Origin of the sequence: Streptomyces sp. WAC07094 (genome assembly GCF_036320405.1) — a bacterium.
In the GTDB taxonomy this organism is placed as follows: Bacteria; Actinomycetota; Actinomycetes; order Streptomycetales; family Streptomycetaceae; genus Streptomyces; species Streptomyces lannensis.
Genome location: NZ_JAVMJZ010000003.1, coordinates 227,216 through 254,037, shown reverse-complemented (window position 1 = coordinate 254,037; position 26,822 = coordinate 227,216). Strand labels below are relative to the sequence as shown.

26 protein-coding genes are annotated in these 26,822 nt (G+C 69.9%); 10 read left to right on the top strand and 16 right to left on the bottom strand.

Going from position 1 to position 26,822, the window contains the following annotated elements:
* Positions 1-13: 13 nt before the first annotated feature.
* Genes RCR19_RS40580 through RCR19_RS40570 form a run of 3 tightly spaced genes read right to left on the bottom strand, consistent with a single transcriptional unit; the run spans position 14 to position 2,879 of the window.
* A complete protein-coding gene (locus RCR19_RS40580) occupies positions 14-847 on the bottom strand; it encodes a CoA ester lyase (RefSeq protein WP_331270109.1) in 834 nt (277 codons plus the stop codon).
* A complete protein-coding gene (locus tag RCR19_RS40575) occupies positions 844-2,061 on the bottom strand; it encodes a CoA transferase (RefSeq protein WP_331270108.1) in 1,218 nt (405 codons plus the stop codon). Before RCR19_RS40575 ends, RCR19_RS40580 begins: the two co-directional genes overlap by 4 nt.
* Positions 2,058-2,879 carry an IclR family transcriptional regulator gene (locus tag RCR19_RS40570; protein ID WP_331270107.1) on the bottom strand — a complete coding sequence of 274 codons (822 nt, stop codon included), beginning with the start codon at positions 2,877-2,879 and terminating at the stop codon, positions 2,058-2,060. The genes RCR19_RS40575 and RCR19_RS40570 overlap by 4 nt, the downstream gene beginning before the upstream one ends.
* 245 nt (positions 2,880-3,124) lie before the next feature.
* On the opposite strand from RCR19_RS40570, the gene RCR19_RS40565 reads away from it, so the two are divergent.
* Genes RCR19_RS40565 through RCR19_RS40550 form a run of 4 tightly spaced genes read left to right on the top strand, consistent with a single transcriptional unit; the run spans position 3,125 to position 8,089 of the window.
* Entirely contained in the window at positions 3,125-4,567 is a 1,443-nt protein-coding gene (locus RCR19_RS40565) for an MmgE/PrpD family protein (RefSeq protein ID WP_331270106.1), read from the top strand.
* Positions 4,564-5,199 (top strand): aspartate/glutamate racemase family protein, encoded by a 636-nt coding sequence (locus RCR19_RS40560; protein WP_331270105.1) that lies wholly within the window; start codon positions 4,564-4,566, stop codon positions 5,197-5,199. The genes RCR19_RS40565 and RCR19_RS40560 overlap by 4 nt, the downstream gene beginning before the upstream one ends.
* A complete protein-coding gene (locus RCR19_RS40555) occupies positions 5,196-6,626 on the top strand; it encodes an FAD-binding protein (RefSeq protein ID WP_331270104.1) in 1,431 nt (476 codons plus the stop codon). The genes RCR19_RS40560 and RCR19_RS40555 overlap by 4 nt, the downstream gene beginning before the upstream one ends.
* Complete coding sequence (locus RCR19_RS40550) at positions 6,623-8,089, top strand: dihydroorotase family protein (RefSeq protein WP_331270103.1); 1,467 nt, start codon at positions 6,623-6,625, stop codon at positions 8,087-8,089. Before RCR19_RS40555 ends, RCR19_RS40550 begins: the two co-directional genes overlap by 4 nt.
* 207 nt (positions 8,090-8,296) lie before the next feature.
* Here the strand turns inward: RCR19_RS40550 and RCR19_RS40545 are convergent, their stop codons facing one another.
* The gene (locus RCR19_RS40545) at positions 8,297-9,256 is read right to left on the bottom strand and encodes a LysR family transcriptional regulator (protein ID WP_331270102.1); all 960 of its coding nucleotides are present in this window, start codon (positions 9,254-9,256) and stop codon (positions 8,297-8,299) included.
* A gap of 95 nt (positions 9,257-9,351) precedes the next feature.
* Between RCR19_RS40545 and RCR19_RS40540 the strand changes: the two genes are divergently transcribed.
* Complete coding sequence (locus RCR19_RS40540) at positions 9,352-10,515, top strand: nuclear transport factor 2 family protein (protein ID WP_331270101.1); 1,164 nt, start codon at positions 9,352-9,354, stop codon at positions 10,513-10,515.
* Here RCR19_RS40540 and RCR19_RS40535 read toward each other — a convergent pair.
* From RCR19_RS40535 to RCR19_RS40525, 3 genes are all read right to left on the bottom strand, one after another.
* The gene (locus RCR19_RS40535) at positions 10,497-11,021 is read right to left on the bottom strand and encodes a GNAT family N-acetyltransferase (protein ID WP_331270100.1); all 525 of its coding nucleotides are present in this window, start codon (positions 11,019-11,021) and stop codon (positions 10,497-10,499) included. The two genes, RCR19_RS40540 and RCR19_RS40535, sit on opposite strands and share 19 nt — an antisense overlap.
* 212 nt (positions 11,022-11,233) lie before the next feature.
* Positions 11,234-11,923 (bottom strand): DUF305 domain-containing protein, encoded by a 690-nt coding sequence (locus tag RCR19_RS40530; RefSeq protein ID WP_331270099.1) that lies wholly within the window; start codon positions 11,921-11,923, stop codon positions 11,234-11,236.
* A 519-nt stretch (positions 11,924-12,442) separates the two neighbouring features.
* On the bottom strand, positions 12,443-13,009 hold the full coding sequence (locus tag RCR19_RS40525; RefSeq protein ID WP_331270098.1) for a rhodanese-like domain-containing protein: 567 nt from the start codon (positions 13,007-13,009) through the stop codon (positions 12,443-12,445).
* Positions 13,010-13,089: 80 nt separating this feature from the next.
* Here RCR19_RS40525 and RCR19_RS40520 point away from each other — a divergent pair, with 80 nt between their 5' ends.
* A complete protein-coding gene (locus tag RCR19_RS40520; protein WP_331270097.1) occupies positions 13,090-13,371 on the top strand; it encodes a metal-sensitive transcriptional regulator in 282 nt (93 codons plus the stop codon).
* Positions 13,372-13,381: 10 nt separating this feature from the next.
* Here RCR19_RS40520 and RCR19_RS40515 read toward each other — a convergent pair whose 3' ends face one another.
* Genes RCR19_RS40515 through RCR19_RS40505 form a run of 3 tightly spaced genes read right to left on the bottom strand, consistent with a single transcriptional unit; the run spans position 13,382 to position 15,910 of the window.
* The gene (locus RCR19_RS40515; RefSeq protein WP_331270096.1) at positions 13,382-14,149 is read right to left on the bottom strand and encodes a sulfite exporter TauE/SafE family protein; all 768 of its coding nucleotides are present in this window, start codon (positions 14,147-14,149) and stop codon (positions 13,382-13,384) included.
* A complete protein-coding gene (locus tag RCR19_RS40510; protein ID WP_331270095.1) occupies positions 14,146-14,508 on the bottom strand; it encodes a rhodanese-like domain-containing protein in 363 nt (120 codons plus the stop codon). The genes RCR19_RS40515 and RCR19_RS40510 overlap by 4 nt, the downstream gene beginning before the upstream one ends.
* Positions 14,509-14,533: 25 nt before the next feature.
* Positions 14,534-15,910: an MBL fold metallo-hydrolase gene (locus RCR19_RS40505; protein ID WP_331270094.1), complete on the bottom strand. Its 1,377-nt coding sequence runs from the start codon at positions 15,908-15,910 to the stop codon at positions 14,534-14,536.
* Positions 15,911-16,476: 566 nt separating this feature from the next.
* On the opposite strand from RCR19_RS40505, the gene RCR19_RS40500 reads away from it, so the two are divergent.
* Both RCR19_RS40500 and RCR19_RS40495 read left to right on the top strand, forming a co-directional pair.
* Positions 16,477-16,758, top strand: a complete 282-nt coding sequence (locus RCR19_RS40500; protein WP_331270093.1) for a hypothetical protein — start codon at positions 16,477-16,479, stop codon at positions 16,756-16,758.
* Positions 16,759-16,851: 93 nt separating this feature from the next.
* Complete coding sequence (locus RCR19_RS40495; RefSeq protein WP_331270092.1) at positions 16,852-18,468, top strand: multicopper oxidase family protein; 1,617 nt, start codon at positions 16,852-16,854, stop codon at positions 18,466-18,468.
* On the opposite strand, the gene RCR19_RS40490 is transcribed toward RCR19_RS40495, so the two are convergent.
* From RCR19_RS40490 to RCR19_RS40480, 3 genes are all read right to left on the bottom strand, one after another.
* Positions 18,423-19,085 carry a transposase gene (locus RCR19_RS40490; protein WP_331270091.1) on the bottom strand — a complete coding sequence of 221 codons (663 nt, stop codon included), beginning with the start codon at positions 19,083-19,085 and terminating at the stop codon, positions 18,423-18,425. The two genes, RCR19_RS40495 and RCR19_RS40490, sit on opposite strands and share 46 nt — an antisense overlap.
* A 376-nt stretch (positions 19,086-19,461) precedes the next feature.
* The gene (locus RCR19_RS40485) at positions 19,462-20,085 is read right to left on the bottom strand and encodes an NAD(P)-binding domain-containing protein (protein ID WP_331270090.1); all 624 of its coding nucleotides are present in this window, start codon (positions 20,083-20,085) and stop codon (positions 19,462-19,464) included.
* 33 nt (positions 20,086-20,118) lie between these two features.
* Positions 20,119-20,853, bottom strand: a complete 735-nt coding sequence (locus RCR19_RS40480; protein ID WP_129772044.1) for an SDR family oxidoreductase — start codon at positions 20,851-20,853, stop codon at positions 20,119-20,121.
* 145 nt (positions 20,854-20,998) lie between these two features.
* On the opposite strand from RCR19_RS40480, the gene RCR19_RS40475 reads away from it, so the two are divergent.
* Positions 20,999-21,610 (top strand): helix-turn-helix domain-containing protein, encoded by a 612-nt coding sequence (locus tag RCR19_RS40475; RefSeq protein WP_331270089.1) that lies wholly within the window; start codon positions 20,999-21,001, stop codon positions 21,608-21,610.
* A 279-nt stretch (positions 21,611-21,889) separates the two neighbouring features.
* Here RCR19_RS40475 and RCR19_RS40470 read toward each other — a convergent pair whose 3' ends face one another.
* On the bottom strand, positions 21,890-23,371 hold the full coding sequence (locus RCR19_RS40470; RefSeq protein WP_331270088.1) for a multicopper oxidase domain-containing protein: 1,482 nt from the start codon (positions 23,369-23,371) through the stop codon (positions 21,890-21,892).
* A gap of 203 nt (positions 23,372-23,574) precedes the next feature.
* On the opposite strand from RCR19_RS40470, the gene RCR19_RS40465 reads away from it, so the two are divergent.
* Positions 23,575-23,892: a PadR family transcriptional regulator gene (locus RCR19_RS40465; protein ID WP_059132562.1), complete on the top strand. Its 318-nt coding sequence runs from the start codon at positions 23,575-23,577 to the stop codon at positions 23,890-23,892.
* 107 nt (positions 23,893-23,999) lie between these two features.
* Here RCR19_RS40465 and RCR19_RS40460 read toward each other — a convergent pair whose 3' ends face one another.
* Positions 24,000-25,277, bottom strand: coding sequence for an APC family permease (locus tag RCR19_RS40460; protein WP_331270086.1), 1,278 nt, complete (start codon positions 25,275-25,277; stop codon positions 24,000-24,002).
* A gap of 255 nt (positions 25,278-25,532) precedes the next feature.
* Positions 25,533-26,816 carry an FAD-dependent oxidoreductase gene (locus RCR19_RS40455; RefSeq protein WP_331270085.1) on the bottom strand — a complete coding sequence of 428 codons (1,284 nt, stop codon included), beginning with the start codon at positions 26,814-26,816 and terminating at the stop codon, positions 25,533-25,535.
* Positions 26,817-26,822 lie beyond the last annotated feature (6 nt).

The window sequence follows — 26,822 nt, the reverse complement described above, 5'->3', positions numbered from 1 at the left end:
GCGGGTGTGGTGGTCAGCCGGCGAGTTCGAGGAGCCAGCGCGCGCGGGCGACGACCGCGGGGTCGACGAAGCGTCCGCGGTCGTCGAGCCAGGCCGCGTTGCCCGCGCGTTGGGCGCGATGCAGGGAGTCGACGAGCCGGCGGGCGTCCTCGACCTCCTCGGGCTCGGGAGTGAAGGCCGCGTTGACCGGTGGGACCTGTCGTGGATGGACGACGGATCGGCCGAAGAAGCCGTGGGCGCGGGCGCGTTCGGTGTCGGCCTTGAGGCCGTCCAGGTCGGCCACTTGTGTCCAGACGCTCTGGACCGGGCCGGAAAGTCCGGCGGCGCGGGCGGCGTTGACAGTGCGGGCGCGTGCCCAGTCGAGCGCTTCGTCGACGTTCACCCTGAGATCTGCGGCGAGGTCGGCCTCGCCGAGGGAGAGCAGGACCACCTGCGGTGCGGTGGTGGCCAGTTCGTAGGCGCGTTCCACCCCGAGGGCCGTCTCGAACAGCAGATGGAGCGGGGTGTCGACCCGGTCCAGTACGGCCCTGATGTCGTCGGGGCTTTCGCACTTGGGGAGTCTGAGGCCCTGCACGGGTGCACCGGCGAGCGCCTCCAAGTCCTCCTGCCCGTGGGGGAGCCGTACTTGGTTGATGCGGAGCCACAGCGGCTTGGGCCAGGTGGCGGCCACCGCCTTGACCGCGTGCGCGCGCGCCTCGTCCTTGCGGTCCGGGGGCACGGAGTCCTCCAGGTCCAGGACGACGGCGTCCGCTTCGCCCGCCATCGCCTTGTCCAGGAGGTCGGGCCGGGTGGCGGGGACGTAGAGCCAGGAGCGTACGGCGCCGGCCGTCCGCGGGATGCCCGTCATACGACGCCCCGTTCGGCCAGGGCGGTGAGTTCCTCGGCTCCGACGCCGTAGCGGCCGAGCACCTCCGCCGTGTCCCGGCCCTTGCGCGGACCGGGCCAGCGGACGGCCCCCGGGGTGTCGCTGAGCCGAAAGGGCACGTTCTGGAACCGGATGGTGCCGAGCTCCTCGTCCTCCACCTCGGTGATGGTGTCCAGGGCCTGGAACTGCGGGTCCTCGAAGATGTCACTCATGTCGTAGATCGGTGCGACGGCCGCCTGGGCCTCCTCGAATGCCTCGACGACCTCGCTGCGGGTGCGGTCGGCGATCCATGAGCCGACCGCCGCGTCGAGTTCGTCCGCGTGCCGGGCGCGTTCGGCGCCGGAGGCGAACCACGGCTCGTCCACGTACTCGGGACGGCCGACCAGGCGCATGACCCGTTCCGCGATGGACTGGGCGCTGGTGGAGACGGCGACCCAACTGCCGTCCTTGGTCCGGTAGGTGTTGCGCGGGGCGTTGTTCACGGACCGGTTGCCGGTGCGCGGCTGGAGTTGCCCGAGCTGGTCGTAGGTGATGGCCTGCGGACCGAGCAGGGTGATCATCGGCTCGATGATGGCCAGGTCGAGCACTTGGCCGCGTCCGGTGCGCTCGCGGGCGTGCAGAGCGGTCATGATGCCGAAGGCGGCGGTGAGGGCGGACACGCCGTCGGCCAGTCCGAAGGGCGGAAGCGTCGGCGGACCGTCGGGCTGACCGGTGATGGCGGCGAAGCCGCTCATCGCTTCGGCCAGGGTGCCGAAGCCGGGACGTTTGGCGTACGGGCCGATCTGGCCGAAACCGGTGACGCGGGCGAGCACGAGGCGGGGGCTGATCTCGGCGAGAGCCTCGTAACCGAGGCCCCAGCGCTCCAATGTGCCCGGCCGGAAGTTCTCGATGACGACATCCGTGTCCGCGACCATGCGGCGGAAGATGTCCTGGCCCTCCGGGCTGCCCAGATAAAGGGTGACGGCCTTCTTGTTGCGGGACAGCATCTTCCACCACAGGCCCACGCCGTCCTTGCTCGCGCCGTGGCTGCGCACCGGGTCGCCCTTGGGGTGTTCGACCTTGGTGACGTCGGCTCCGAAGTCGGCGAGCAGGGTGGCCGCCAGGGGCCCGGCGAAAAGGGTGGCGATGTCCAGCACCTTGATGCCGGCGAGGGCGGAGCCCCTGGCGGGCGGGGCGGCGGGTGCGGTGTCGGTCATGGAGATCCTTCCGTTGTCGCGTGGGAGGAGACCTTGGGTGCGGCCACGGGGCTGATACCGGTCCACCCCAGGGCGGTGGAGATGTCGTGGGCCGCCGCGACCACTCGGGGTGCGCAGGCGCTGACGAACTGCGACGTGAAGCGGGAACGGGGACCGCATACGGACACCGAGCCTCGGACGTCGCCGTCGAGGCCGAACACGGCCGAGGCGACCGAGCCCGCGTCGGCCTGGCGCTCGCCCTGCGAGCTGGCGTATCCGAGCTCCCGGACGGCCTCCAGCTCGGCGCGGAGCGCGTCGGGGTCGGTGTGGGTGCTGCCGGTGAGAGCCGGCAGGCCGCCGGCGAGGACCTCCTCGCGTCGCCCTTCCGGCAGGAAGGCGAGGATGCACTTGCCCGAACTGCCCGCGTGCAGGGGGAATCTGCGGCCGAGTTCCACGGTCATCTTCACCTCGTGAGTGCTGACGATCTGGTCGACGTAGACACGTCCGCCGGGCACGAGCGCGGTGAGGGTCACCGTCTCCCGCGTCTCCTCCTGCAGCCGCCGAAGGGCGCTCGCGGCAACGGCGCGCAGATCGAGTTCGCGCAGTGCACGGGCTCCGAGCGCGGCCGCGGTCGCGCCCAGGCGGTACAGCCGGGTCTGCGGGTCGAGGGTGACCATGCCGCGGGCGACGAGGGTCTGCAGGATGCGGTGCACCACGGCCTTGCTGAGGCCCAGTTCCCGTGCGATGCGGGAGACGCCGAGTTCGTCGGGTCCGTCGGTGAACAGCAGCAGCACGTCGATCACGCGGCCTGCGGTCTCGGTTCCGGGTTGAGTCGTCATGGGCTCATTCTCGCCTGCCCTGGGAGTGTGATCACGGGTGTGTTCCCGTGTCGGACTCTTTGTCCGTACCGCTCAATGGAACAACAGAGAAGCATTGGTTCCGGACGAGGTCAAGAGCCATTCCCCAGTAAACATCAGGTTTTCCCGGGCTTTGCCGAGAGGTATTGACGGAATCCCGAACACGCTGGAATCATCGATATATGAAAGTGTTCCGCTGAATGGAACACTTGGAGGGAGGTGGACAGGTGCCCGTCGACCCGTCCCGCGAAAAACCCCACCAGGCCGGCGATCCCAAACGCGCGGCCGCCACGAAGACCGAGGAACTCGCCCGCTGGGCCTCGCAGCTGTCCTGGCCGGACGTCCCCGAGGCCGTACGTGAGCGCTTCTCCCTGGTCCTCTTCAACACCCTTGCCGTCACGGTCGCCGGATCGCGTACCGAGGGGCAGCGGCGCATCAGGAAGTCCTGGCCCACGCCGCCGGGCGGCGTGCCCGTGCTGGGCACCGACATCCGCACCCAGCCCGATGCCGCCGCCTACCTCAACGCGACGGCGCTGGTGTGCTGTGAGCTCGACGAAGGGGGCAAGTACGCCAAGGGACATCCCGCGGGACACACGTTCCCGGCGATCCTTGCCCTCGCCGCCTCCCTCGGCAGTTCGGGCGAGGACACCGCACGTGCCCTGCTCGCCGGGTACGAGGTCGCCGCTCGCTTCGGCCGTGCCACCGCACTCGCACGGGGCGTCCACCCCCACGGCAACTGGGGCGTGAGCGGAGCCGCCGCCGGGTGCGCCGTACTGCTCGGACTGCCCGCGGCAGGCGTGGCGGCCGCCGTCGACACGGCCGCGGGCCTGGCCGTGGCCGGGCACTTCGACTCGGCGCTCGACGGCCACCGTGTGCGCGACGCCTGGATGGGAGCCGCCGCCATGTCCGGACTCGCCGCCGCACGGCTCGCCGCCGCGGGCGTCGTCGGCAACAGCGGTACGGCGGCCCTGTCACTCGGCAGTCTGCTCGGCTCGTTCGACCCGGCCGCTCTCACCGACGGCCTCGGGGACGACTGGCAGATAGCGCACAACTACTTCAAACGGCACGCCTCGTGCTCGTACACGCACCCCGCCGCCGACCTGGCGCTGCGGCTGCGGAAAGGACCCCTCGCGGGACTGACCGCACATCAGGTCGCGGACGCCGTGACCGAGATGCGGGTGGAGACTCACGCGCTGGCCGCGCCGCTGGACCGCACCCGCTGGGACGGCCCGCTCGGCGCGATGTTCTCCATCCCCTACGCGGTGGCCGCCGCCCTGCTCGACGGTGCGGTCGCCCCTGCCACCGCGGAGGCGACCCAGGCCGACAGACCCGAACTCTTCGCCCTCGCCGGGAAGGTCACCGTACGCGAGGACCTCACCCTGACCGCCCGGCTGCCGCACGAGCGCCCCACCCGGCTCACCGCGGTCCTCAAGAGCGGCGAGCACGTGGTGCTGTTCGCGCCCCACCCGGTGGGCGACAGCAGCCACCACCCCTTCACGGCCCGGACCCTGCCCGGCGTGCTCACCGGCCTGCTCGGCGACGAAGCCCTGGTGGAGTACCTGCGGCGGGCCGCGAACCACCTACCCAAGGCCGACGACGTGGGATCGCTGCTGCGGGAGCTCACCCACCTCACGATCCCCTCGACGGCGAGTACTGGAGGCACTGCATGAAAATCCACTCCGTCACCCCGGTACGCGTCGACGCGACCGAGTTGACACGGCGACGCGCCCGCTACCGGCGCCTGTCGCCACCCGGTGTTGAAGTGGTCCTGGAGGACGGCGGCCCCGAAGTGCCCCGGCAGTTCGCGACGCGGGACGACATCGAGACCTCGACCTCCGCCGTCACCAAGGCACTCACGCAGGCGTCCGCCGAGGACTACACCCTCCGCATACCGGACTGCGTACTGGACCCGGCCGTCCCGGTGACCCCGGACGGCTCGACCGTACCGACCGTCGGCATGCTGCGCCTCACCGCCGGCCATCTGGCCGACACCGGCACGGTCTTCGGCGCCGTCACCCGCAACCGCGCCATCGGCGACGCCCTCGCCGAACGCATCGAGGAGTACGGCCTCGGTCCGTGGTTCGCCGGGGTGACCGTCCTCGACCTCGACTTCGACACCATCCCCGACACCCTGCGATGGAACGAGGCCGTACGCCGCGCGCTCGACGAATTCGCCGTCCGCGGCGTGACCGCCGTGATCAACGGCTGCTCCGCCGTCGACACGGACACCCCCCACCCGGTGCGACTGGTCGACCCCGCGGAACGCGCCCTGCGGCTGCTGGCGGCAGGGGCACGGGCATGAGCGAAGGCGTGCCAGAGGGCGACGGACAGGGGCAGGACGGCGCGGTCGACCTCGTCGTGGCGGGCGCCGGCGGAGGACTCGCGGGTGCGCTCAGAGCGGCACAGGCGGGACTGAACGTCCTCGTCGTCGACGCGGACGAACAGTTTCTGCGCGGCAACAACACCTCCATGTCCACCGCGATGATCCCCGGCGCGGGCTCGCGCTGGCAACGCGCGGCCGGGATCGAGGACGGCCCCGCGCGTTTCCTCGCCGACATCACCACCAAGACCCACGGCACCGCGGACCCCGCACTCTCCGCGGCCCTCGCGGGGATCAGCGCCCCACTGATGGAGTGGCTGGCCGACGAAGCGGGACTGCCGCTGACCCTGGTCACCGACTTCAGCTATCCGGGCCACTCCGCGGACCGCCTGCACACCGTGGAAGGACGGCACGGCTCCACGCTGCTACGGCACCTGTACGACCGGGCGCGGTCCTCGCCCCATATCGACCTCCTCGTCCCTGCCCGCCTCGCCGATGTCGAGCGTGGCCCGGGCGGCGAGATCACGGGCGCGGTACTCACGTACCCGGGCGGGCGCGAGGAGACCGTCCCCGCACGGGCCGTCCTGCTCGCCACCAACGGGTACGGCGCCGACCGCGAGCTCGTGGGCCGTCATCTGCCCGAGATCGCCAAGGCCGAGTACCATGGTGGCCAGTTCTCCAGGGGCGACGGCCTTCGTATCGGCCAGAAACACGGCGCACACGCCGACTACCTGGACGCCTATCAGGGCCACGCAGCGCTCGCGCGCCGGTCGCGCACCCTCGTCGGCTGGGCCACCATCATGCACGGCGCGGTGATGGTCGACAGGGACGGCCGACGGTTCGGGGACGAGACCACCGGCTATTCCGAGTACGCGGCCGCCCTCGCGGCCCGTCCCGGAGCCCGCGGATGGATCGTCCTCGACAAACGCATCCACGATCTGTGTCTGCCGTTCACGGACTTCCGCCAGACGGTCGACGCCGGAGCACTCACATGGGCCGACGACCCGGACGGACTCGCGGAGCGTACCGGCTGCGACGCCAACGCCCTGAACGACGCGATCGCAGGCCAGGCCGCCGCGGCCCGCGGGGCGGCGGAGCCCGATCCCTACGGCCGGACGTTCTTCGAGGAGCCGCTGCGTCCCCCCTACGCGGCCGTCGAAGTGATCCCCGCCCTGTTCCACACCCAGGGCGGCCTGGCGGTGGACGAACACGCCCGCGTCCTCACCGAGGACAGAACGCCGATTCCCGGACTGTTCGCGTCCGGCGGCGCGGCACACGGCATCTCGGGATGCGGCGCCGACGGCTATCTGGCCGGCAACGGCCTGCTGCCGGCACTCGGTCTCGCCTGGCAGGCGGCGAACACGCTGTCCCGCACCCACGCACACGGAGAGAGGCTCAAGCACACATGACGGAACTGGACCTGCTGATCAAGAATGTGCGCCTGGTGAAGCACAACGCCGCGGACATCCCCACGACCGACATCGGCGTCAAGGACGGCGTCTTCCACCGCATCGCCCCCGGCATCCCCGCATCCGACGCCCGCGACGTCGTCGACGGCAAGGGACTTCTGGCCTTCCCCGGCGTCGTCGACGCCCACCAGCACTGGGGCATCTACAACCCGCTGTCCGACGACACCGCGACGGAGAGCCGGGCCTGCGCCCAGGGCGGTGTGACCACGGCCCTTACGTACATGAGGACCGGCCAGTACTACATGAACCGGGGCGGCAGCTACAACGAGGTCTTCCCACTGGTCCTCGAGAACGCGGAAGGCCGGTCGTACGTCGACTACGGCTTTCACCTCGCGCCGATGCAGAAGTCGCACATCGCGGAGATCCCCGAGCTGATCGCCCGCTTCGGCGTCACCTCCTTCAAGGTGTTCATGTTCTACGGCAGCCATGGTCTGCACGGCCGGTCGGCGGACCAGAACGCGTTCCTGATGATCCCGCCGGACGAGCGCTACGACCTGGCGCACTTCGAGTTCGTCATGCGAGGGGTGCAGGCGGCGCGCGAGGCGTATCCGCAGTTCGCGGACGCCATCTCCCTGTCGCTGCACTGCGAGACGGCGGAGATCATGACGGCGTACACCAAGCTGGTGGAGGAGGAGGGCAAGCTCGACGGCCTCGCCGCGTACAGCGCGTCCCGCCCGCCGCACTCGGAAGGCCTCGCCGTCACCATCGCGAGCTACCTGGCCGCCGAGACGCAGTTGCCGAACATCAACCTGCTGCACCTGTCCTCGCGCAAGGCCATCGAGGCGGCCATGCTGATGGCGAAGACGTTCCCCCAGGTGAACTTCCGGCGCGAGGTCACCATCGGCCACCTGCTGGCCGACATCGAGACCGCGTCGGGCATCGGCGGCAAGGTCAACCCGCCGCTGCGGCCGCAGGAGGACGTGGACGCCCTGTGGGAACACCTGGTGGCGGGCCACGTCGACTGGGTGGTCAGCGACCATGCGTGCTGCAAGGAGGAGACGAAGTTCGGGGACCCGAAGAGCGACGTCTTCGCGGCCAAGTCGGGTTTCGGCGGCACCGAATACCTGCTCCCCGGTCTCGTGGGTGCGGCGCCCGGGCACGGCCTGCCGTTGCAGAAGGTCGCGGAACTGACCGCGTGGACTCCCGCACAGCGCTTCGGGCTCGCCACCAAGGGCGCGATCGCCGAGGGCTACGACGCGGACCTCGTACTCGTCGACCCGGCGCGATCCTGGACGGTGGACGCGGCGGACTCGGAGTCGGCGCAGGAGTACACGCCGCTGCAGGGACTCGAGATCGGCGCAAGGGTGGAGTCGACGTTCCTGCGCGGCCGACAGGTCTACACGGACGGAAAGGTCATCGGGGACCCGGAGGGCCGCTATCTGTCACGGCCGACCACACGCTGAGAGACGGTACCGCCTCCGCGCGGAAACAGCGCGGAGGCGGCCGTGGCACCCCGGCGATGTGCCCTCGACGCCGGCCCACACGAAGGCCCTCTTCGCCCTGGAGGCTTCTGCACACCCCTCACCCAGGAGACGGCACCGACCTGTTGAGCCATGACCGCTCTCCGCCTACGACTCAGTCGTGCGGACGGTCCTCGTCGACCGAGCCCGTCACACCGCTGTGCCGCGCCCGCGTGACGCGCCGGAACGGGTCGCCTCCGGCCCGTACTCGGCGTCGGTGGGCCGTGCCGTGGCGCAGGCCGCCGTGAGCTGATCGAGCAGGGCGGCCGTGGAGGGGTGGGCGTCGTGCCGTGGTGTGAGGGTGTGAATGCCGCGCGTGGGGGGATCGACGAGCGGCACCGCCGTCACATCGGCCCGTAGCGCATACCTGAGCACCCCGGGTATCAGCGCGATGGCGTGACCGGTCGCCACCAGGGCCAGTTTGCCGTGCAGGTCGGCCGCCGCGAGGTCGATGCGCGCGCTGACTCCGGCGCGGGTCGCGTGCCGGCGCAGCAGCGCCGCCGAACCGTCGTTGTCCTCGGCCCAGAGCTCGTCGGCCAGTGCGCGGATGTGCACCGGGCCGCGGCCCGCCTGTGGATGGTCGACCGGAAGGACGACCATCATCTCGTCCACCGTGAGCAAACGGCGTTCCACCTGAGGGTCGTTGGGCAGTCCTGGCGGTGCGTCCGTGACGACGGCGACGTCCAGATCACCGGCGATGACGCGGCTGTGCAACTGCGCGCTCAGCCCGGGCAGCAGGCTCCACCGGACCGGTCCGGCCTGCCTCAGCAGGCCCCGGATGGCTTCGGGCACGACTCCCGCGGCAAGAGAGGGAGTCGCGCCGACTGCCAGGGGCCGATCGAACGCCCCGTCCCGTGCATCCTGAACGGCGCGAACGGCGCGGTCCGCCTCCCTGAGCGTGGCCAGGGCGTGGCGCCGGAACACCTCACCGGCCGGCGTCGGGCGCACACCGCGCGCATGGCGCTCCACCAGCGGTACGCCGAGTTGCCGCTCCAGCCCGGCGATCTGCCGGGAGACGGCCGACTGCGTGTGATGGAGCTCGGCGGCCGCCGCCGACAGGGAACCGAGTCGGCACACGGTCACGAAGGTCCGCCACACGGTCAGTTCCATGGCGTCAGTATGCCTGTCAGATATGCGGGCTCTGCAGGGCAGGCATGCGAAATCTGCGCTTGTCGCAACCCAGCAGGCGCATCACTCTGGAGCGCATGACAACACCGCACTCCGTCGCCGTCCTCGGCCTGGGACGCATGGGACACACGATCGCCACCCGACTCACCGCCCAGAAACGGGACGTCGTCGGCTGGACGCGATCCGGGCGCGCATCGACCGCCGTCAGGACCACCGACGATCCACACGAGGCCGTGGCGAAGGCGGACATCGTGCTCCTTGCGCTGTTCGACGGCCCCGCCTGCCGACAGGTGCTCGACGACGTCCGCGACTCACTGCGAGCAGACACGATCGTGCTGAACACCAGCACCATCGCACCCGACGAAGCCACAGAACTGGCCCGGCGAATCGGCCCGCTCTACGTCCATGCCCCGGTGCTCGGCTCCGTGCCGGCCGCCGCCGACGGCGCCCTGGAGATCCTCACCGCCGCCGACCCAGTCGTATACGAACGCGTGCGGCCGATCCTCGAAACGCTCGGCACCGTACACCCCGTCGAAGACGCCGCCACCGCCGCCGCACTCAAGCTGATCGCCAACAGTTCGCTCGCAGGCAGCGTCCTCGCTCTGCGCGACTCTCTGCAACAGGCCGACGCCCTGGGGCTGTCCCGCGCCCGGGTACTGGACATCCTCGAACTGGGCCACCTCGGCTCACTCGTCGCCCGCAAACGACCCCTGCTCACCGGCCGGCCGGCCGCACCCAACGCCAAGGCTCAGTTCACCATCGGCGCACTGGCCAAGGACATGGCGGTGCTGGCCGCCGCGTCGAACGTGCCCCTGCGCTGCGGGGCCGTTCTCGCCGACGCCGCGGCGGACCCGGAAGCCGACATCACCGCAGCCGCCATGGCCCCGGCTGTGGAGGACGCGGTGCTGGAACCGCTGCACGCCTACATCCGTGGTCATGCCACAGGCGACCCTGCCCACTTCCGTGAGGCGTTCCTGCCCAGCGCCCACATCGAGGGAATCCGGGAGGGTGCCTTCGTCTCATGGCGTCTGGACGACTACTGCGCCCTCTTTCCCGGCCATCCGGCCCCGGACGAGCCGGTCCGAGCGCGTCGGATCGACTCCATCGACGTGCAGGGCACCGTGGCGACGGCGACCATGACGCTCCAGCACGGTCCGGACAGGTTCACCGATGTCTTCCTGCTGGTGCGGACAGAGGACGACTGGCGCATAGCCAACAAGGCCTACCACCGCCATTCCTGAACCGTCCGGGTTGCGGCGGGACTCCGTCTTCGCGAGGGCTCGTACGGTGATCGCGCGAGGTCGTCGGCGCCGGTCATGGGTTTGATGCGGATGGCCCCCTCGTTGGGCGCGAAGATGCCGGCATGCATGATGGTGACTCCGCGCTCAGCGGCGGCGTGCTCCGCCGCGCTCACCAAGGCCGCCCCGATCCCCGCGCCGCGATGCCCGTCCAGCACAACGGTGTGGATCTCGGCCGCGCGACGGGCAGCAAGGATCTGGTGGGCCGGGGGGTCCGCCAACAGGATCACCTCCGCCATGCCCACGACATCGCCCGCCAGCTCGGCAACCAGGATCAGCACCTTGGAATCGGCCGCAAGCACTTCCTCGAAGTGCCTGCGTACGGCCTCGACGTCGGGAACGCGGTAGATGGTCGGATCGAGTTGGACATGCCTTTCGGCATTCGCGAGACGCAGTCGGACAAGCGTCGGCACGTCCCGGAGCCCGGCATCCCTGACCAAGATCGACATGAACTTGAGCCTTCCAGCCCGACCACCCGACGGCAAGGCTCATGGACCACTCACGACAGGCGAACGTTGCCTGAGCGAGTGCGGTTCGTCCCGGTGGGCTCGTCAACACTCCTGAGCCACCGCCGGGACAACGACCGCCGGTCGGTCCGGTGAGGCGTCAGGCGGACGGCGGGGCGGGGGCGTGATTCACCGGCGGCACGACGGGACCTGGGTCAGCTCGGGTACCAGTCGTGCAACGAGGTGCGCATCTGCTCGACCTGAGCGTTCTGGGCAGCGACGACCTGCTGGGCCAGGGTGGTGAGCGCTTCGTGCGTCGCGTGGCCCGGAACGGCCGTGGAAGCGATGGCGGCCGTCTCGTGGTTGGGGATCATGGCCTGCATGAACGCCTGATCGAAGCGGGCTCCCGGCGGCACGGTGGACAGCTGGGCGGTCGCCGTGTCCATCCAAGTGGTTATCGGAGTCCCCAATTGCTGGACGGTGTGCGGGACCCGCACTCTCGCCGACTCGGGAGTGAGTGCGTACCAGGTGTGCAGCCAGCCGGTCATCCGGCTGATTTCCTTGCTCTGAGTGCTGATGATGTTCCGGGCCATGGCCTTGAGCTCTGGCCGGCTTCCCCGGGCCAGTTCCTGGCGGGCCATGGCGACCGCAGCGGCGTGATGGGGGATCATCCCGGCCAGGAACGCCTGCTCCAGCGCCGGTCCGGGCAGGTTCCCCAGCGCGGTGGCGTACGCACGTGCCGACTGCAGCAGCAGCGTTTCGTCTTGGTCCTTCTCCGTGGTCGCGCCGGCGGAGAGAACAGACCTATGGGTGGCTGCGAGAGCGGGGGATGCCGGTAACAGCGCTGCGGCGAGACCCGCGGGGACCAGGACGGCCGCCATCGCGCGGCGCACGGGGGACAGCATCAGTGGCACTCCTTTTCCTCACAGGCGTCTTCCTTGCCCCTCGAGTGCCTTTGACCTCACATTCTCATGGCTGCCGGAGGTCGGCGGCTCGATTCGACGCACGCCTATGGAAGCCCAGTTCGGAAGGCGATGCGGGCGGGTGACGCTGACGGAGGCGAGCAGGGTGGTGATGCTGCCCTTGGACAGCAGGCCCGGGCCCGCGCCGGTCGGCACTCCGCAGACGAGGAAGACTGCGCCATGTGCAATACGGGGGCCGTGATCCAAAAGGCAAGCGCCCCCACCTGCCCGGCGTCACCTTCCGGGACGGTCGTCGCCGTTCCGGCTCCGAAAGCGACATGGCCCACGGCGGCCCGTCTCCCGACTGCTGCACGGACGGTGCAGCGCGCAGGGCACGCCCGGTGCGGGGCGCACCCCGTTGCGTCATCGAACTTGCATCGCAACTGGACGCCACGACGTCCGCGCCGCCGTCCCGGAAGCCCGGCGGCCGCACCATGCGCCGTGCCCTGCGCGCCCGCGGCGTCAGCCGACCAGGGCGGCGAGCGTGGCGTCGAGGTCGGTCGCCTTGGGCTGGTTATGGGGGAGCTTGGCGAGGATCCTGGCCATGCCGCACGTGTCGGTGACGGCGGAGAAGACCAGGCCGCCGGCGACGCCCGCGGACAGCCACCGCGCAGCGGGCAGGCGTCGACCGGTGAGGAGGCCGGCCAGGATGAGGGAGCCTGCGGCGAGGCGGACCTGGCGTTCCATCGCCCAGGCGGTGCGGGTGCGGGCGGGGCGGTGGACGTCGTGGCCGAGCTGCATCCAGGCGGTGGTGCCGCCGGTCAGGCCGGCGGCGGCGATGCCGTGCTCGGCCAGGCGCTCCCGGGCCTGGGCTGAGCGTGCACCGGAGGCGCACACGACGAGGAGGCCGCCGCGGTCGGCGGCGATTTTCAGGGCGGGCAGGGCCATGTCGAGGTGGTCCAGAGGGATGTTGTGAGCGCCGGGCAGGTGGCCGGAGGCGTATTCGCCGGGAGTGCGTACGTCGATGACGGTCAGGTCGGCGAGGCGGGCGTGGGCCTGGTCGGCGGTGAGGGAAGTGGTGTGTGCCACGGAGGATTTTCCTTTGTTCTTCATGGGTTACCCCCTCCGATAGGATACCCAAGGGGGTATTCCGTGAAGGAGTGTGGGCTGTGGATTTGGCGATGGCGGCCGATGAACTGAAGACAGTGGTCAACCGATTGCGCCGGGCACAGGGCCAGATCGCCGGTGTGATCAAGATGATCGAGGAGGGGCGGGACTGCGAGGACGTGGTCACGCAGCTTGCGGCCGCCTCGCGGGCCCTGGACAAGGCGGGGTTCGCGATCATCGCCACTGGTCTGCAGCGCTGCCTGGCCGATGAGGACATGGCCGCGCCGGAGGACCGGGAGCAGATGCGCGCCCGTCTGGAAAAGCTGTTTCTGTCGCTGGCCTGAGCAGCCGGTGTCACCGGCCCGACTCCTGGGCTCGGACAAGGGCGTCGATGAGCATGAAGGTGGCGACGGCCATCAGCAGGACGGCGAAGGCACGTTGCAACAGAGTGCCGGTGACCTTGGCGGCCAGACGCTTGCCGTCCCAGGCCCCAAGGATCGCGGCCCCGGTGAAGGGCGCGATCACCGCCCAGTCGACACCGGCAGTGGTGGCGCCGCGGGTGGCGAGCGAGGCCAGTGAGTTCGCCGAGATGACCAGCAGGCTGGTGCCGACGGCGGCCTGCATCTCGAATGTCAGCACCGCGACCAGGGCAGGCACGGCCAGGAAGCCTCCGCCGACCCCGAGCAGTCCGGTCAGCGCCCCCAGCCCCGCGCCTACCCCCGCGGCCTTCACCGGGCGCACCGCCGTCCGGCCGGTGCCCGTCCGGCCGGGGCGCAGCATGCGCACAGCAGCGAGAGCGGCGACGGCGGCGAACGCGGCGGTCAGGGCCGGCTGCGGCAGGCGAGCGGCCGCAGCGCCGGCCGCAGCGGCGGGCAGAAGCCCGGCCGCGGCGAACAGGACGCCGGCCCGCCAGTGCACGGTGCCGGTGCGGGCATGGGCATACAGGGCGGTGAGCGAGGTGGCGGTGACGATGATCAGGCTCGCGGTGGTGGCCGCGGCGGGAGTGAAGCCGAGCAGGTAGATCAGCGCGGGCACCGCGAGAACGCTGCCGCCCCCTCCGAGCGCGCCGAGCGCGAGCCCGACCACGGCACCCGCGGCCAGCGCCAGAATCAGCGCGCTCACGCTATGGGACCGCTGGTGCCGCGATCCACAGTGACCGGCAGGCCTGCGCCGGCCCAGGCGGTCATGCCTCCGGCGACGTCGCCGGCCTTCACACCGCGAGCGGCGAGGATGCGGGTGGCTGTGCGGGAGCGGTTTCCGGAGCGACAGATGACGACCACCGGCTTGCCTTGCGCAGTCTCGGGAAGAACCGTCCCTGCTCTCAGGCGGCTCAGCGGCAGGTGCAGCGCACCGGGCACGTGCCCGGCCTGCCACTCCGGCAGCTCGCGGACATCGAGCAGGACCGCCTGCCCTTCGCTGGTCTGCCGGTGGGCCTGCTGCGGGGTGAGGCGGGCGGGGCCACGGCGAAGTAGCGAGAACATCGTTTGATCACTCCGTGCGAGTCGTTCAGTCGGTGTCGTTGCGGTTGGTGAGGGTGAGGCCCGCCGTGATGGCGGCGTCGAAGCCGTCGTCGACGGCGACCACATCGCGGCCGGCGGCATCCAGCAGGGACGCGGCGATCGCGGCGCGCACCCCTCCGGCGCAGTGCACCCACACCACTCCGTCCGGCACCTGGCCGACGCGGCCGGGCAGCTCGTGGACGGGAATGTGGACCGAGTCGGCGACGAACCCGCCCGCACGCTCGGCATGGCGCCGTACGTCCAGCACCACCACCTGCTCGCCGCGCTCGCGCACCGCCCTGAGGTCGGCGAAGCGCGCACGTGGGAAGGAGGTGAGCACCTCGCCTGGGCGGAGCCAACCGGCGGGATCGCCGGTGGCGGCGGAGGCGGGGCGGTCGATGCCGACCCGGGCCAGCTCCCGTTGTGCGTCGGCGACCTGCTCGGACGTCTCGGCCAGCAAGGTGACCGGCTTGCCCCACGGGATCAGCCAGGCCAGGTAGGTGGCGAGCTTGCCCTCGCCCTCGAAATTGAAAGCTCCGGCCACGTGTCCTCGGGCGAAGGCGACCCGGCTGCGCAGGTCCACCACCCACTCTCCCGCGGCCAGCCGGGCGGCGATCTCCTCGCCGTCCGCAGGCGCGGGCGGGGTGAGGTCGACCGGCGCGGGGCCGCCGGCGTTGGTGGGTCCCATGTGCGCGTAGTAGGCGGGCACGTCGTCCAGTGAGGCGAGCAACTCGGCGACGAAGGTGTCCACGTTCCGGGTCAGGGCGTTGTTGGCCCGGCGCTCCCGGCCGATGGTGCTCGTGTCTCCCTCCGCCTGGGCGGAGGAGCAGAAACTGCCGAACCCGTGGGTGGGCAGCACCGGTACCTCGTCGTCCAGTTCGCCGGCCAGACGGTGGGCGGAAGCGTGCTGGGCGCGGGCCAGTTGCTCGGTCAGTCGCGGCTCGACCAGGTCCGGCCGGCCCACGGTGCCGATCAGCAGGGATCCGCCGGTGAACGCCGCCACTGCTCGGCCGCCCTCCTCCAACACGTAGGAGGTGTGGTGCGGGGTGTGACCGGGGGTGGCGATCGCGCGGAGCTCCAGGTGCTCGTCCACCGTGAACGTGTCTCCGTCGGCGACCGGGGTGCGGGCGAAGGCGACCGACGCGCCGGCCGGCACCAGGTAGCGGGCCCCGGTCACGCGGGCCAGTTCCAGACCACCGGTGACGTAGTCGTTGTGCAGGTGGGTCTCGGCCACGAGCGCGATGTGCACCCCGCGTCGGGCGGCCGCGGCGATGACCTGCTCGATGTCGCGGGGCGGGTCCACCACCAGCGCGGACCGCATCCCACCGGACAGGTAGCTGCGGTTGCCCAGACCCTCGAATTCCATGGTGTCGACGAAGAACACGACTACGACTCCTATCGAGCGAGCGATGTACCCCCCGGGGTATCTGTCCCTCACTCTAGCAGGGGTACCCCCGGGGGTATTTTGAGGAGTGGAGGCGCCCCAGTGGATGGTGGTCTGATCTGGTTTGGGTGCGTAGGGGGTAGAAGGACGGTTGTCCCACGTCAGGCCGGGATGTTCATGCCCTGCGCCCGCACTGTCCGCCGCGACGTGGAAGACCGCACCACCAGCGCCATGACACCCGCGCGGCCGTCGGCACCTTGGTGTGCACTGCACCTCGACGATGTGCGTCGAGTGGCGGCAATACCCCGCCCCGGTATATTGAGGCTCGGCCCTACCCGAACGAATCAGGTGCACAAGCCATGACGACAGCCCTACACCGGCGGAGCGAATCCCCGGGCAGCGCCATGCGCTGGACTCGGGCTGTGATCATTGCGCTGGTCGCCGCGTTCGTAGTCCTCGTTCACCACGACGCGCCCTCTCCGACAACCGCGAGCCCCCCACCCGCGATGAGCGGGATGCCCGGGATGGATCACACGTCGACAGGGATGACGACGGGGAGCGCAGCCATGGACGGCGAAGCCTCTGAGGCCGCCGCACCACCCATGGACGGCGAAGCCCTTCGGTTCGCTGCACCGCCCATGGACGGCGACCACAGCGCCTGCTCGGTCCTGCTCGCGGGGCACTGCTCCGCCGCGAGCATCAACACGTGGCAGCTCGAGCCCCCTGCTGCCGCCCCCTTCACCGCCCCTACGGACGCCCTGTACGGCGTCTTCGTCGGGCACGTCCCTCCGGGGACGGCGCTTCGCGCCCCGCCCGATCTCTCCGTCCTCTCTCGCCTGCTGATCTAGGCCGCGATCCCGAGGCGCCCTCGCGCCCCATTCGGGAGTGAGGTGTGCCCGCATACGGCCTGACCGACGGCACATCGAACAGAGGACCACCACATGAACAGCATCAACCGCCGCTCCGTCCTGCTGGCCGGACTCGGCGCCGCAGGCGCGGGCGCGCTCGCCGCGTGCAGCACCGGCTCCGGCAACTCCAGCGCCGAGCCTGACCTGATCAACCCTCGCGGCCCGCAGGTCGCCGCCGCGGACAAGCAGCGCAGGAGCACCGGCAAGGTGCATGAGGCAACTTTGACCGCCGCGCTCGCGATGCTCGACCTCGGCGGCGGCGTCATGGCCAAGAGCTGGGCTTTCAGCGGTCGAGCCCCGGGCAGGGAGCTGCGGCTGTCCGCCGGCGACACGCTCGTAGCGGAATTCTCCAACCAGCTGCCGAACAAGACCACCACGTCCATCCACTGGCACGGCATCGCCTTGCGCGCCGACATGGACGGCGTGCCTCCGGTCACCCAGGCCGCGGTACGAGCCGGCACCAACTTCACCTACCGGTTCGTAGCCGACACCCCCGGGACCTACTTCTTCCACCCCCACGTCGGTGTTCAGCTCGACCGCGGTCTGTACGCACCCCTGATCGTGGAAGACCCCAGGGAGCCGCTCAGCTACGACGACGAGTGGGTCGTCGTCCTCGACGACTGGGTCGACGACGTCACGGGGACGCCCGACGAGGTCTTCGCCGAGCTCAAGCAAGGCATGAGCGGGAGGGCCGTGCAGAGCCCCCGCTCGTCCTCTGGCGACATGGGCGACATGGGCGGGATGGACATGGGTGGAGGAAGCATGGACGGGATGAGTGCCCTGCCGTCCGCCTCCGGGGGCGGGATGCCGATGAAGTTCATGCTCATGCACTCCGACAGTGCGCTGCTGGGCGGGGACGCCGGGGACGTCAAGTACCCGTACCACCTGATCAACGGCCGTGTGCCGGCAGACCCGGACGTCTACACAGCGAAGCCCGGTACACGGGTCCGGCTGCGCATCGTCAACGCCGGCGGCGATACGGCGTATCGGGTCGCGCTCGGCGGCCACAAGATGACCATCACTCATACCGACGGGTTCCCGGTCCGGCACCAGCAAGTCGATGCCGTGCTGGTCGGCATGGGGGAACGCTACGACGTCCTGGTCACTCTCGCCGACGGTGTCTTCCCTTTGGTCGCGCTGGCCGAAGGAAAGAACGTCTCCGGCATGGCGCTGGTCCGCACCGGATCCGGCAGCGCACCGAAGTCCACCGTCCGACCGGCGGAACTGAACGGCATCATCATGACCGCCTCGCAACTCAAGGCCGCGGACGATGTCCGGCTCCCCGCGAAGAAGGCCGACCGGGTCCACCGCATCGAGCTCACAGGTGACATGGCCGCGTACGACTGGGCAATCAACGGCGAGCGGTTCGACATGAACGACCCGACAGCGAACCCGGTCCTCGTCGAGGAAGGCCGGCGTGTCCGACTGGACTTCGTCAACGACACCACCATGTGGCACCCGATGCACCTGCACGGCCACACCTACCAACTCGGCACGGACGGCCCGCGCAAGGACACCACGATCGTGCTCCCGAAGAAGACGGTGTCCGTCTACTTCGACGCAGACAACCCCGGCCAGTGGATGCTGCACTGCCACAACGCGTATCACGGCGAGGCAGGGATGACGGCGCTGTTGGCGTACCAGGCCTGAAATCGAGTGGGCAGGTAGACCACCCTGCCTGTCGATCGCCAACTGCGTGGGCTGTGCCAGCCGTGGTCAGCAACTGATCCCGACGGGTACAGCCCACGCTGAGCGGCGCGTTGAATTCGCAGGTTGAGCGTTTGCGTCACCCCGGTACCGGCATCGGCCGGTGTGCGAGCCACCCCGCCGGCGCGGGCCGCCCACGAGGCACCGGAACAGGCTGAGATCAGCGCGCCCTGCTCCGGAAGCCTGGCAATGCGCTCCGGACCAGCCGCAGCGACATCGCGCATTGCGGTGCCGACGCCAAACCCCGGACAGCGGAGTTCGTCGAGAACCAGGCGGTGGAGATCGGCCCACACCCCGCCCGCCGTCCCATCGGTGAACCGGCGGTGGGCCGCCGCGCCGGACGACTCGAACGAGGCAACCGGCAGCTGCTGCCATGTGCAGCCCGGGGCTGCCGCGAACACGATCGCGGCAAGGACGGCTCGGTCACCGTGGCGAGGCATGCCACCTCCTTGAGACCGTGCGGACAGCTCCGACACCACGTGATGGAACCGATCCCACAACTCGTCCGCCCCCAGCTGCTCAACTATTCCTGCCACGGCCAACAGCCCACCCGGCCGCATCGGACGACCTCTTGAGGGCGCGAGCCCCGAATGGCCCGCCAGGACTGGCTGACGCTCCGCCTTCGTGGGCGAATTGAGCAATTACGGCGTGACGTACCCTGCTGGCACACCACGACGAGTGCGCGCCGGTGCGGCGGGAGTTTTCAGCGCCTGTCACCTTCACGGGTGATGTGAGCATCGTGACCGGCTCGACCAGGGTGTGCGGGAGGTCGAGTGCGGCCGGGCAGGGAACCAACAAGGCTCCTGTGCTGCTGAGTTGAGGCTATGGACACCTCCCTCAACAGCACGGGAGCCCTGTGCGTTGTGCACCCCGCCCTCACGCCGGCTCCGTCCGCCGATCGGCGGCCGCTCCGAAAAGGCTCAGTCAATCGTTTGCTCAGCCGGGAAGTTCGGTGATGCTGAGGGCGAAGTTCAAGTTCCCCACCCCGTGGTTGGCGAGGCCCACCGTGACCACACCCGCTCCCTCCAGCCAGTGCGCCATTTTCAGGCCGCCGACGTCCAGCGGGCGCAGCCCGAGACTCTCGATGAACGCCTCCACACTTGCCTTTGCCTGCGCGTTATCGCCGGCGATGAAGACGTCGGGCCACCCCTTCTCCAGGACATGGCGGAAGACGGTGTTGAACGCCTTCACCACACTGGCGCCGGCCGGGGCCACCTTGGCGACTTCCTGCGCGATCGAGGTCTCCTCGCGGTGGGCCAGTCCGTCGAACGTGGAATTGAAGGGATTGCAGATGTCGACGATGACCTTGCCCGCGAGAGCGTCTCCGTACTGGGCGACGGCCGGCACGACACCGTCGTACAACAGGGCCACGATGACGATGTCCCCGGCCGGGGCTGTCCCCCATTCCCCCGTCGTGGTGCCGCCGCCGAGAGCCTTGGCCAGGTCAGCGGCCTTGGACTGATCGCGGCCCATGACCTCGACGGTGTTGCCGCCCGCTATCGCCCTCGCTCCGATGGTGCGGGCCATGTTCCCGGTGCCGATGATGCTGATGCTGCTCATGAGATGTCCTGCCCTGATTGTGTGTTGTTCGGTTCAGATGGCGGTGGTGCCGCCGTCGGCGACGAGTTCCATGCCGTTGACGTAGCTGGAGTCGTCGGAGGCGAGGAAGAGGGCGGCGGTGGCGATCTCGTCGGGGCGGCCCATCTGGCCGCGGGGGATGAGGGACTCGAACTGGCGCTTGGTGGCCTCGTCGAAGAGTTCTTCCTGCTTGGCGGTGGCGACCTGGCCGGGGGTCAGGACATTGACGCGGATCCGGCGGTCCTTGAGCTCGTTGAGCCAGATGCGGGCCCAGGCCTGCTGGACGGCCTTGCTGCCGGCGTAGACGCTCCAGCCGGGGAAGGCGCCTAGGGAGGCGTTGGAGCCGGTCATGAGGATGGAGCCGCCGTCGTTGAAGAGCGGAAGGGCCTTCTGGACGGTGAACAGGGTGCCGCGGGCATTGAGCCCGAACCAGGTGTCGAACTGGGCCTCGGTGATCTCGCCGAGCGGGGCGGGCTCGCCCCCTCCGGCGCTGGCCCACAGCACGTCAAGGCTGCCCTTCTCCCGCTTGACGGTGTCGTACAGACGGTCCAGGTCGTCCAGGTCGGCGGCGTCGCCCTGAACGCCGGTGACGTTGCGTCCGATCTGCTTCACGGCCTCGTCCAGGGCCTCCTGGCGGCGGCCGGTGATGAAGACGTGCGCCCCCTCATCGACGAACAGCTTCGCGCCGGCCAGCGCCATGCCGGTGGTGCCGCCGGTGATGACCGCGACCTTGCCGTCGAGCTTTCCCATAGTCGTTCCCTTTGGGTCGGTGGTGCCGTGCGCACCTGGGATGACAGTGTTATGTACACCGCCTTGTGTGCTTACCGTACGGGGCAGGCGGCCGGGGCGCAAACTATGTACACCGACCGTTACCCATTTCAGGTACCATGGGCCTATGACGGAGTTGGAAAAGGGCCCCAAGGGCCGCCGCCGCGGCCGGGGCGCCCGCGAGCGCATCCTCAGCGCGTCCCAGCAGCTGTTCCGCGAGCAGGGCATCAACCGCACCGGCATGGACCAGCTCTGTGCGGTGGCCGAGGTGTCCAAGCGCACGGCCTATCAGCACTTCACCGGCAAGGACGAACTCGTGGCCGAGTACCTGCGCCGGTTCGACCCCTCCGTTCTGTCCGGCGTGTTCGACCGCACTGACCTCACGCCCCGTGAGCGACTCCTCGCCGCCTTCGACATCCCCCCCACCACCCCCTTGTGCCCCTACATCGGTGCCGCCGTCGAACTGAACGACCCCGAGCACCCCGCGTCCCAGTACGCACGCGACTACAAGAAAGCCGTCGCCGCGCGGCTCACCGACGCCGCCCGCGAAGCCGGCGCCGCCTACCCAGAACAGCTCGGCGAGCAGCTCGCGCTGCTCATCGACGGCGCAGCGGCCCGCACTCGGGTCCTCAACGCCGACGCCTTCCCCGCCGCCGCCGCCATCGCCGCCGTCCTCATCGAGAACGCCATCCCCGCCACGGCCGGCGATGACCGGCGACGGGAGGAAGTGTCGAGTTGACGTGGCACTCCCTCGGCCGGGCTGGATGCGCTGCCGGTCGCGGCTGCACCCGCTCGTAGGCGACACCAGCCGCCCGGCGCCGGGCCCGGACCTGCTGGCTTTTACGGAAATGCCGCTCGCCCACTGAAAGCCGCAGCAGAACCAGCAGACCGGCGCCCCCCGAGGACCCGCCGACGTGGTCGGCCCGGCGCTGCTGCTCACCTGACGGGAAGGCATGGTTTCCTCGCCCGGCCGGGCCACCACGGTTGCCGGGTGAAGCGGTCGGCGCTGCAGGGAAGGTCAGGTGCAGCGCAGCAGGATCATGAACCCGTAGTCCATGTGGAGCTGCTGGTGGCAGTGGAACAGTGACAGCCCTGGTTGGTCGGCGGTGAAGTCGAAGTCGAGGGTCTGGTATCCGCCGAGCATGACGACGTCCTTGCGCAGGCCGTGCGTGGGAGTGCCGGCGATGTGGCTGACCTCGAAGGTGTGGCGGTGCAGATGGAGGGGGTGGATGTCGTCGGTGGCGTTGCGGAATCGCAGCCGGTACCGCTTGCCGTGCGCGAGATCCATCACCGGCTCGTTGACGCTCATGTCGAAGGGGGCGCCGTTGAGAGACCAGATGTTGAATCCCTTGTCGGCTGCGTTCTTCTTCTCCACCAGCAGGTCGATCGGGTGGTCGGGCTGCTGTGCGGGAGCGCCGGGGTGGGCGAAGGTGCGGTAGTCCCAGGTGAATTTCGGTGGTGCGATCCATTGCGGCACTCCGCTGCGTCCGGCGTACTCCACCACGGTGCCCATGCCGGCGTTGCGGTCGTCGTCGGACAGGTCTCCCAGCACCCATACGCCGGGATGGTTCATCTCCACTACGGCCGAGACACGTTCGGCGGTGCCGATCCACAGCACCGGTACCTTGACCTGGCGTGGTACCGGGTTGCCGTCGAGTGCGATCACTTTGAAGGTGTGGCCCGGCAGGGCAAGGCTACGGATTTCTGTGGCGCTGGCATTGAGGACGTGAAACACCACGCGTTGCCCGGCCTTGACTTTGATCGGCTCGCCGTGGCCCAGTTTGCGGCCGTTGACACTGAAGGCCCGGTAGCCGACTTCGTAGCCGTGCGGCATCCCACGCGCCAGCGAGTCGGTCATCGCTTTCTCGCCCTGGGTCTTCAATTCCTCGACGGGGGAGCCGGCCAGGAAGTTCTGGGCCATGTCCCCGCCGTGGCTGAGAGAGGGTTCGAACTCCTTGAGCGTCAGGAACACTTCCTGGTCGTAGGCGCCGGGCTCGTCCTTCGGCTCGATATAGACCGGGCCGACCTGCCCCGTGTACGTGCTCCGGGTCAGGTCACCGTGTGCGGCCACATGGGTGTGGTAGAAGCGGAAGCCGGCCGGTGCGGGGGTGAAGGACAGGCGGCGCATCCCGTGTGCGGGGATGAAGGGGGTGCCTTCCTCGGAAGCGCCGTCCACGTCCGCGGGAACGAATTGGCCGTGCCAGTGCAACAGCTCGGGGACGCCGGTGTCGTTGTGGACATCGACGATGACCGGCTGGCCTTCTTTGAACCGCAGAAGCGGGCCGGGGAACTGCCCGTTGTACGTCGTGGTGGAGATGATCGTGTCCGGCGCGAGTTCGATGCGACTTCTTGCGATGCGCACCGTGTAATCAGCTTCCCCTTCGGGAGCGGCCGCGCCGGTGGGATCCAAGGAGTCGCAAGCGGCAAGTGCCGGGGCACCTGCCCCGGCGAGGAGGGACGCGCCACCCAGCTTGAGGGCGTCGCGACGAGTGATGGACACAGCTCTGCTCCTTTCCCCGTTCCTACGGATCGGGTCTGCAGTATGTGTGCAGATCGGGCCATGTAATCCCAATTCGGCACAGCAGAAGAAGGTAGCCGTGCAACGGTCCGGATGCCGTGGGGACGCGCCCTGGCTGACGCCGCGTAAACTCGAAGGCCGATATCGGTTTCGTCACTGCAGGTGCGGTGGCGTGGAGGTGGACGGTGCGCGAATTCCAGCGAGGAGCAGTGCGTTTGCACATCCTGCACCATGCTGCCGAAGGAGAGATCCATGGTGCGTGGATGACGGAGGAGCTGGCGCACCATGGCTACCAGATCAGTCCGGGCACCCTGTATCCGACGCTGCATCGGTTGGAGGCCGACGGGCTGCTGATCTCCGAACAGCGCATTGTCGACGGCCGCACCCGACGCGTCTACACCGCCACCGAAGCTGGCCGCCAGGCACTGGCCGAGGACCGCAGAGCACTGGCCGAACTGGCACGCGAGGTGCTGGGCAACGACACCTCCCCCAGGACGGACTGACAGCCGCATCGACCCATGTCCGCCGGCGGCCACGGCACCGACTTTTTGGGTGAGGGGAATGCGGTTGGAGGTACCTGCGTGCGCTGTTCCTCCTCGCGGGAGCCCCCTTACGAAGTAGGGCGTGCGCTCATTGCGCGGCGTACCGCGTATGCGCAGGCCCCCAGCAGGAGTACTGCCGCCCCCCACACCACGGACTTCATGGGCAGAGTGAAGGCCAAGAGCAGGCAGCCGGCCAGGCCGACCGCAGGTATGACGCGCGGCGGCCGGTTCTCCTGCGGCGTCAGCGTCCAGGCCGAGGCATTGGCGACGGCGTAGTAGGCCAGCACCCCGAAGGACGAGAAGCCGATCGCCCCGCGTACGTCCACCGTCGCCGCCAACAGTGCTACGACCGCGCCGACCAGGAGCTCCGCCCGGTGGGGCACCTTGAAGCGGGGGTGAACGGCGGACAGGGCGTACGGCAGATGCCGGTCGCGGGCCATGGCCAGCGTCGTGCGGGAGACTCCCAGGATCAAAGCCAGCAGGGAACCGAGCGCGGCCACCGCCGCCCCGACTCGCACGACGGGCACCAGCCGGGCCGCCCCCGCAGCCCGCACCGCGTCGGACAGCGGCGCTGTCGCGTCGGCCAACCGCTGCGGGCCCAGCACCGACAAGGCAGAGACAGCCACCACCACGTAGACGACCAGAGTGATGCCGAGGGCCAGCGGAACGGCCCGGGGGATGGTGCGGGCGGGATCGCGTACTTCCTCGCCGAGGGTGGCGATGCGCGCGTATCCGGCGAATGCGAAGAACAGCAGACCACCCGCCTGCAATACCCCGCTGAAGGACGCGTCCGTGCCCACGTCCAGCCGTGTCGCATCCGCGGCGGAAGAGGTGAGAGCGGCTACAGCGACCGCGGCGAGCACGGCCAGCACCACGGCGACGATTACCCGGGTCAGCCACGCGGCCTTCTGCACTCCGGCATAGTTCACCGCGGTCAGTGCCACGACGGCCGCGACGGCCACCGCGTGTGCCTGCCCGGGCCAGACATAGGCGCCGACGGTCAGCGCCATGGCCGCACAGGACGCGGTCTTGCCCACCACGAAGCCCCAGCCGGCGAGGTAGCCCCAGAACTCGCCGAGTCGTTCACGCCCGTAGACGTAGGTACCGCCCGAGGCCGGGTAGCGGGCCGCGAGCCGTGCCGACGATGTCGCATTGCAGTACGCCACCACGGCCGCCACCGCGAGTCCGAGCAGAAGCCCGGAGCCGGCCGCGTGCGCGGCGGGAGCAAGCGCTGCGAAGATCCCCGCCCCGATCATCGACCCCAGCCCGATCAGCACGGCATCCGGCACGCCCAACCGCCGCTCCAGCTCACCCGGGACGGAGGCCGCCTCCGATGGTCTGCTCATCAAGCGCTCCCCATGGATGATCGGATCTCCGTGCCATCCTACGGTGGCCGATATCGGGTGGCGATATGGGTCGGCTTTGGGCCCTGGCAGGACCTGCTCGGCGCATCGGTTGCTCAGGGGCGGCGGGCGGGACCGTCCGTCGCCACTTGCTTCTCTGCGAGTGCGCACGCGGCTCCACCCGCCGGAACCACGACCGGCATCGGCGGTCCGTCGTAGGGCTGCGGTCATATCGCGAGGGCGAGCGTCCGGGTCGGTTCAGCGGATCGCCGAGGCTTGGGCCCCGTGTCGGGCAATGCGCTTCGCAGCGAACTCCGTTCCTGCCACGAACCGCATCATCGGCCCGAACATGGGAGCGGCGAGTGAACCGGTGAAGTAGAGGCCCGGGACCGACGACTCGAACGAAGCGGACAGGCGGGGTGCCCTCGAGCCCGGCACACGGACCATGGCACCCCGCAACGCAGGGGACAGGAAGGGCAGAGCGTCCAGGTCGAGCCGGTAGCCGGTGGCCGCGAGTACATGGTCGACGGTGAGCGTGTCGGAACCGCCGGGTCCGTCGATGTCCAGGCGCACCCGGGACCCGTACGCCTCGGCGTGGGTGACGCGGCTCGAAGTGCGTACGGCGACGACGCCCTCGACGCGGTCGCGCAGCCACCAGCCTCCGGACGGTCCCAAAGCACGCCGGAACAGCAGCATGCGAGCAGCCGCCGGAAGGTGCCGCACCCCTTCGGGGGCCCGGCAGACCGCGGCCAGCAGCCAGCCCGTGCCCAGGGGCGAGGCGGGCTTGGCCAAGCGCTGTGTCCAGGGCCGTGCCGGCTCCGGCTTCATCCCCCACAGCACCCGCGGTTCCCGGACCAGAACCCGCACCTCGGCGCCGGCCTCGTGCAGCAGTGCGGCGCTTTCCAGCGCCGACTGGCCGCCACCCACGACGGCGACGCTGCGGCCGCTGTACGGCGACAGATCCGTGTGGTGGCTGGTATGCGACACCAGGGCGTCCACGCCCGGCCTGTCGTGAGCAACTCGCCGCAGTTCCTCCGGAATGGATGCGAGGCCGTTCAGCCCGGTGGCCACCACCACGGCAGCGGCGGGCAGCTCCTGGCCGTCGTCCAGCCGGACGCGGAAGCCGGGGTTCGGCCGCGGGGCGCGGTCTACGGCCACGACCCCGGCCGGGTCGACCTCGCCGACGTAGCGCTCCTGAAACCACATTCCGTACCGGACGAAGACGTCGCACGGGATCGGCGTCAGCTCGGTCAACTCCTCCTCACCATGTACCCGGCGGAAGTCCGCCAGCCGGCCGCCCGGCCTCGGCGCGGACAGATCGGTTGCGGCCGGGGTCGACTTCAGGAACATCCCAGTCGCCATCGCGTGCCGCCAACTGCCCATCACCTCACCGAAGATGCGGACCGGCACCCCAGCTCCCCGAAGATGAGCGGCCACTGACAGCCCGTACGGGCCGGCGCCGATCACAACGACCGGAAGTCCCGCGTGCCCGGTGAACTGCTCGTCATGGGCAGGGCGTTGCCCCGGAAGCGACTGCGTCATGAATCC

Excerpts from the sequence above, each read along its gene's own strand:
- RCR19_RS40530 (WP_331270099.1), bottom strand. The coding sequence starts at position 11,923 with ATGCTGTCCCCCGTGCGCCGCGCGATGGCGGCCGTCCTGGTCCCCGCG.
- RCR19_RS40535 (WP_331270100.1), bottom strand. The coding sequence starts at position 11,021 with ATGTCGATCTTGGTCAGGGATGCCGGGCTCCGGGACGTGCCGACGCTT.
- RCR19_RS40490 (WP_331270091.1), bottom strand. The coding sequence starts at position 19,085 with ATGCGGCCGGGTGGGCTGTTGGCCGTGGCAGGAATAGTTGAGCAGCTG.
- RCR19_RS40560 (WP_331270105.1), top strand. The coding sequence starts at position 4,564 with ATGAAAATCCACTCCGTCACCCCGGTACGCGTCGACGCGACCGAGTTG.
- RCR19_RS40500 (WP_331270093.1), top strand. The coding sequence starts at position 16,477 with ATGGACGGCGAAGCCTCTGAGGCCGCCGCACCACCCATGGACGGCGAA.
- RCR19_RS40475 (WP_331270089.1), top strand. The coding sequence starts at position 20,999 with ATGACGGAGTTGGAAAAGGGCCCCAAGGGCCGCCGCCGCGGCCGGGGC.
- RCR19_RS40580 (WP_331270109.1), bottom strand. The coding sequence starts at position 847 with ATGACGGGCATCCCGCGGACGGCCGGCGCCGTACGCTCCTGGCTCTAC.
- RCR19_RS40460 (WP_331270086.1), bottom strand. The coding sequence starts at position 25,277 with ATGAGCAGACCATCGGAGGCGGCCTCCGTCCCGGGTGAGCTGGAGCGG.
- RCR19_RS40485 (WP_331270090.1), bottom strand. The coding sequence starts at position 20,085 with ATGAGCAGCATCAGCATCATCGGCACCGGGAACATGGCCCGCACCATC.
- RCR19_RS40575 (WP_331270108.1), bottom strand. The coding sequence starts at position 2,061 with ATGACCGACACCGCACCCGCCGCCCCGCCCGCCAGGGGCTCCGCCCTC.
- RCR19_RS40510 (WP_331270095.1), bottom strand. The coding sequence starts at position 14,508 with ATGTTCTCGCTACTTCGCCGTGGCCCCGCCCGCCTCACCCCGCAGCAG.
- RCR19_RS40540 (WP_331270101.1), top strand. The coding sequence starts at position 9,352 with ATGACAACACCGCACTCCGTCGCCGTCCTCGGCCTGGGACGCATGGGA.
- RCR19_RS40455 (WP_331270085.1), bottom strand. The coding sequence starts at position 26,816 with ATGACGCAGTCGCTTCCGGGGCAACGCCCTGCCCATGACGAGCAGTTC.
- RCR19_RS40550 (WP_331270103.1), top strand. The coding sequence starts at position 6,623 with ATGACGGAACTGGACCTGCTGATCAAGAATGTGCGCCTGGTGAAGCAC.
- RCR19_RS40480 (WP_129772044.1), bottom strand. The coding sequence starts at position 20,853 with ATGGGAAAGCTCGACGGCAAGGTCGCGGTCATCACCGGCGGCACCACC.
- RCR19_RS40555 (WP_331270104.1), top strand. The coding sequence starts at position 5,196 with ATGAGCGAAGGCGTGCCAGAGGGCGACGGACAGGGGCAGGACGGCGCG.
- RCR19_RS40570 (WP_331270107.1), bottom strand. The coding sequence starts at position 2,879 with ATGACGACTCAACCCGGAACCGAGACCGCAGGCCGCGTGATCGACGTG.
- RCR19_RS40495 (WP_331270092.1), top strand. The coding sequence starts at position 16,852 with ATGAACAGCATCAACCGCCGCTCCGTCCTGCTGGCCGGACTCGGCGCC.
- RCR19_RS40545 (WP_331270102.1), bottom strand. The coding sequence starts at position 9,256 with ATGGAACTGACCGTGTGGCGGACCTTCGTGACCGTGTGCCGACTCGGT.